Below are 4,797 nucleotides of genomic sequence, written 5' to 3' on the forward strand. Positions count from 1 at the left end.
GTATTTTTTCTGCGTCACTGCTGGGGAAAATTTGCAGTGACGCAGAACCAAATTAATTTTGCGCCATCTCAATTACTTTTGAAATTGGAACAAAATAGTGTGAGTAAGTTGATTGATCATGTTTTTTTGAGCCTTGCAATGCAACTCCTATAACTTCATTTTTGTTATTAAAAACTGGCCCACCACTAACACCAAAATTTATAGGTAAATCAACTATCCAGACATCAAGATTATACATTGTTTTTTTCTGGATTATTTTCCCCAAATTAGATAAGTAACTATCATGATAATTATAATCAGGAAATCCTATAAGTTTAATCTGGTCACCAATCGCTAATTTTGAATCATCCCCTACTTTTAAGGAAGGGAGATTTTTAAAGTCGTCCCCTACATAAAAAATTGCAATATCTTTTTCCTCACTTTTCTTAAATAACGTAGCTTTTCTTTTAATTTTAACCTCATAATGTCGGAAAAAATCTAAAAAACAACTATTAGTTTCATGAATTCCTTCAACAACGTGAGCTGCAGTAACTAATCCTATATCTTTTAGAAAGAAGGCAGTGCCTTGTTTAGATTCAATAGGATATTCTGTGATAAATACACTGTCAGCTAAACAATCATCTACTGATTTTAATAGCTCTTTATTCGGATTGCCTATTAATTCAGTATATTGATAGAGAAGTTTTCTATAAATACAATCAGATTGACCTCGTACCATACCGATATAATTAATTCTTCCTTTAATCATTAAATTAAAATAACTTTTGTCTTTATTATATCTAATGAACCTTTGATATTTATAAGGCTTTTCTAGATAATTATTGATATGTGCTTGTTCGGCATTGGGTAGGGAGAAATTTTTCCAGGCATATAACATTGATTGAGTTTTTTTTATATATTTTCGAGGCAAATTAACTTTCACATTTGTAACTATACCTGTAACTTGCTGTCTTTGGTTTGAGCTTGACAGACGGACTTTTTTATAATTAATCTCAAAACCGTTTTTATTTATAATGTTAACTAGTTTTTTAGATATACTAATTGATTCACCACTAATCCCATCTAGAATGTCTCGGGGTATTTTATCATGTGAACAATTAAAGGAAAAAGTAATATCATCAACATACCTTGTAACAGTGCAGTTATTATTGAAAGCTAGTTTACTTAATTCTTTATCTAATTTATAACAAATTAAATTAGTTATGAGTGGTGATGTCGGAGCACCTTGTGGAAGATGACCTTTATGACAACAAATTTGAGCTAAAACTGTTGCCACATTTTTATTAAAATTAAAAGGATTACTCATAAATAAATTTCGGACTCTTCCAAAATGAATGGATTGAAAGAATTCTTTTAAATCTAAATTAAGGATGATATTTTTCTTAACGTGAGGACGTGCGTTGGTTACGACATTTCTTTCGTTTATAAAACCATGAGTGCAATTTCTTTTAGAGTAATATGATTGCAACTCATTTAATAATTTATACTGAATTTCTTTTAATATGCGATTTGGGGCATTTATTTCTCTTAACTCACCTGATTTTTTGGGAATTGAAAAACTGTGATATAAGTTATTTGTAGTGGGGTAAATTAACTTTGCTAAATTAGAGTAGTTAATACCAAATAAACTTACCAGTGTATCTAAGGAATTGAAATTTTTATTAATTGTTTGCTCCATCCCCACTCCATATAATTGGCGGTAGAATTTTTCTTATACCCTTAGCTGCAATAACAGTTTAGTAATAATACTGAGCGTAATAGATAACATACTTATAACCATCGCAGATAGACAATGGAAATTTAATTCATACCGCCACGTAGTATAGTATGGTCGAATTTGTTCTAAAATCCAAATTAATCTAATGGTTGGGTAATGGAATTCTAACTTTATAAATTTCACAACCAGACATTAATAAATAAGCCTGGCCTTTAGGTAATGAAACAATATCATCCACCCCAATCATAGGCACTGAAGAAGTTTGAACCCGATCCTCATTAGTCGTATTAAAATAAACCCTATCATCCCCATGTGGCGTATCGTTAACCATAGAAACCTGTGTATGTCCGACAACACCAACTTGAGGCAGTACTTTAACCAGTAAATTGGCTGTTTCTTCATTTTTAACACGCAGCATAATCAGGGTATTAAAATTTCCTTCAGATACTTCTGCTTTAGCTCTGGAACCAAGTGCAACTTCCATATCTTGAATTGTTTGAGCATAAGCAGTGACCTGAAATCCAGCACCGCCAGCTTTATTAAGAATCTTCACAAATGAATCCTGGATAATCTCTGACAACTCATCGCAGTGTAGATTTAAAGTGTATCGTGCGTTGGGTTCTTTATAGATTTTACCAGCTGTAGACACCAGATCAGACAAAAAGGCTTTTCCTACTGCTTGGGCAATATTGGGATTTGTTAGGCTGTCTAAGCCAATATAAAGCACCTTCTTGTTTTTAATTACATCCATCAGTTCAATTTCATCTGGTTGAGCTTTTGACGATAAGATTTTTGAGGCATTGCTTTTATTGATTTCAGAAAGTACAGGACCAACACTGGCGGTGATTTTGTCGTAATAGTGTTTGTCCATAATGGCTGCATCATAGAGGTCGATCAGTATTTGATCGTGCAAAGCTTCAGCATTGTTGCTCTTGATGGTTTTGTTTATGTGATCTTTGACATATTGAACGACTGCCTGATGACGCTCCATTGGAGATTTTGTCTTATTATTTTTTCCTATTTTACTATCATGTTCCTTGATGATTTCATCTATCTCTTGATGATAATTATGATAGTGGTTAGGAAGAATGTTGTCAGCATAGGACATTAACAGCTGTTCTAATCGGCTGATATAGAAGGCAATTGTTTGGTAGGTAATGGGTTGATTCATTTCTTCCAGGCATATAGCAACGATATTGACGTACTTCCAGGCGAAGGCTGCGAACTGTTTTCCTTCTCCCTCTGCTGAGATTGCATCAGTGATGCGTGTGGCAACCTCACTGATTTGGTCGAAATTCTTTAAGGGGTTGTATTGTGCGGACTGCTCTGGAAAACCTAAGTGTACGATTTTGAAATCTTCTGTCCGTCCTGATACTTTACAGGCTGCCATCATATCTCTAACCAGGTCTTGATCGCCTTTAGGATCTACAACGATAACAGCATCGCCATTTCGTATGTCTTGGTTAATTAGAATGCTGGCCAACCGTGTTTTTCCTACCCTGGTTGTACCGACTACGAAGGTATGACCTACACGTACATCTTGAGGGATGTATACGGGTTTATCTTCTTCCCCTACGCCATGCAAGAACGGGCTACCGCCAACAGGTGGATCAGGTCTAAAAGGATTTAGTTTTGAATTGGTATTTAGCCATTTGGTTAATTTCGTGTGTTCATGGTTTTGGCAGAATCTTCTGGCAAGCTGGTAGCAATAGTTTCGTTGCATGAACTTTTCATTTTTGACTTGTTTAATTTGATGTAGCTTTTGAGTGTGGCTTGGTCGCCAGCGAAAGCCTTTGCCAAGGAACAACCAGTTTTTGGATAAAGGGATTTCGGTGGTCGATAGGGCATAGGTGGGCATGGCTAATAATCTTCGGTGATAGCGTTTTACTTTAATTGCTTGCCAGGCTCTATAAATTCCAGGGATTAATAATGCGAGTGCAGCATATAATCCCATGGTTTGTGTTAGTAAAAACAAATGCGGTTGAGTATATGCCAGTAAGGAGAGAGATAAACAGGTAATGGCTGACCAGGCTTCTGTTGGTTCTCTTAATAGGTTATTAATAGGGTAATTGCTCATAGTCGACTCCCAATCATTAAAGCATCAATGAATACAATAATAGCCAGTAGATACCAGCGAGCGTTAAGGGCGGTTCTCAGTCGCTCTGCGGTAAGTTGGTGTTGATTCTGTAGGCGTGAAATTAGTTTTGGCCATAATAGGACAAGGGCTAAATAGAGCACTCCATGCAGGGCGAGAAATAATGGTTGAATGGTAGTGAAGGTGCTTTGCCAGCGTGCCAGTAGATTGCTATTAATGAACCAGGGCGCAAATACTAATAAGGCAATCATTGGTAAAACGGTTTGAATTAATACTATAATGGATGAACGGATATAATGTTTAATCATAGGGATAACTCCAAATGAGAAGGGTATTTCGGTTGTTGGCCGTTGTTCTTGATGCCATTGTTGGAGTGGCAGAGGATAAACCTGACAAACGCTACATGTCTGTTTATGAGGCTCAAGATAAACTTGATAATGGCTTGATCACTATTCGTGAATACAATGAAGCCTTTGAAAGTAAGGATGTGCTTTAACATATTCATCGAATTCCTTTTGCAATAATTTTTACTCCTGTCTTGGCTACGTGCATACCGGATTGAGCCATGCTTTCGCTCTGCCTATCCGAACCATTAACCAAATCCATAAGACCAGCCCCAGCGTCACCGCCAAAATGACTTGATAATCTCAGCAATAAAACTGGTGCGACAAAGTAAAACATCACAGCCATATTTTTCATGGCAGAAATCGCATCGTTTTCACCTAATGGATCAAGTACTGAACGTTCAAGAAATCCAACTAAATGCCAGAGGTATTGAAGAAAAATAGCCATGACAAATAAGGCGCACAGGCTGCCTAATGCTCTGGTGCTGTAGCAGCTCAAAGACAAAACCATTGGGGTGAGAATGATTAAAAAGAACATGAAAAACGCCTGCATTACAGGTAAGGTTTGCATGATGGCTTCTCTTTTTAATGGGGTAGATGTCCATGATTTTGTCCATTGTCCGACATTGACCAAGCTATGG

5 protein-coding genes are annotated in these 4,797 nt (G+C 36.4%); 1 reads left to right on the top strand and 4 read right to left on the bottom strand.

The annotated features are described in order from the left end of the window. Positions 1–52: 52 nt before the first annotated feature. The 3 genes from OK13_RS12535 to OK13_RS12545 all read right to left on the bottom strand — a co-directional run bounded on the left by OK13_RS12535 (position 53) and on the right by OK13_RS12545 (position 4,120). The gene (locus tag OK13_RS12535; protein WP_011215136.1) at positions 53–1,678 is read right to left on the bottom strand and encodes a trypsin-like peptidase domain-containing protein; all 1,626 of its coding nucleotides are present in this window, start codon (positions 1,676–1,678) and stop codon (positions 53–55) included. Between the two features lie 181 nt (positions 1,679–1,859). Next, a complete protein-coding gene (traD, locus tag OK13_RS12540; RefSeq protein ID WP_011215137.1) occupies positions 1,860–3,794 on the bottom strand; it encodes a type IV conjugative transfer system coupling protein TraD in 1,935 nt (644 codons plus the stop codon). Continuing rightward, positions 3,791–4,120 (bottom strand): hypothetical protein, encoded by a 330-nt coding sequence (locus OK13_RS12545; RefSeq protein WP_011215138.1) that lies wholly within the window; start codon positions 4,118–4,120, stop codon positions 3,791–3,793. The genes traD and OK13_RS12545 overlap by 4 nt, the downstream gene beginning before the upstream one ends. A 14-nt stretch (positions 4,121–4,134) precedes the next feature. Here OK13_RS12545 and OK13_RS14790 point away from each other — a divergent pair, with 14 nt between their 5' ends. After that, entirely contained in the window at positions 4,135–4,308 is a 174-nt protein-coding gene (locus OK13_RS14790) for a hypothetical protein (protein WP_011215139.1), read from the top strand. A gap of 5 nt (positions 4,309–4,313) precedes the next feature. Here OK13_RS14790 and OK13_RS12550 read toward each other — a convergent pair. Then, a partial coding sequence (locus OK13_RS12550) for a conjugal transfer protein TraG N-terminal domain-containing protein (protein WP_160264754.1) occupies positions 4,314–4,797 on the bottom strand: 484 nt, incomplete at its 5' end.

Origin of the sequence: Legionella norrlandica (assembly GCF_000770585.1) — a bacterium.
Classification (GTDB): domain Bacteria; phylum Pseudomonadota; class Gammaproteobacteria; order Legionellales; family Legionellaceae; genus Legionella; species Legionella norrlandica.

Excerpts from the sequence above, each read along its gene's own strand:
- OK13_RS12535 (WP_011215136.1), bottom strand. The coding sequence starts at position 1,678 with ATGGAGCAAACAATTAATAAAAATTTCAATTCCTTAGATACACTGGTA.
- traD (WP_011215137.1), bottom strand. The coding sequence starts at position 3,794 with ATGAGCAATTACCCTATTAATAACCTATTAAGAGAACCAACAGAAGCC.
- OK13_RS12545 (WP_011215138.1), bottom strand. The coding sequence starts at position 4,120 with ATGATTAAACATTATATCCGTTCATCCATTATAGTATTAATTCAAACC.
- OK13_RS14790 (WP_011215139.1), top strand. The coding sequence starts at position 4,135 with ATGAGAAGGGTATTTCGGTTGTTGGCCGTTGTTCTTGATGCCATTGTT.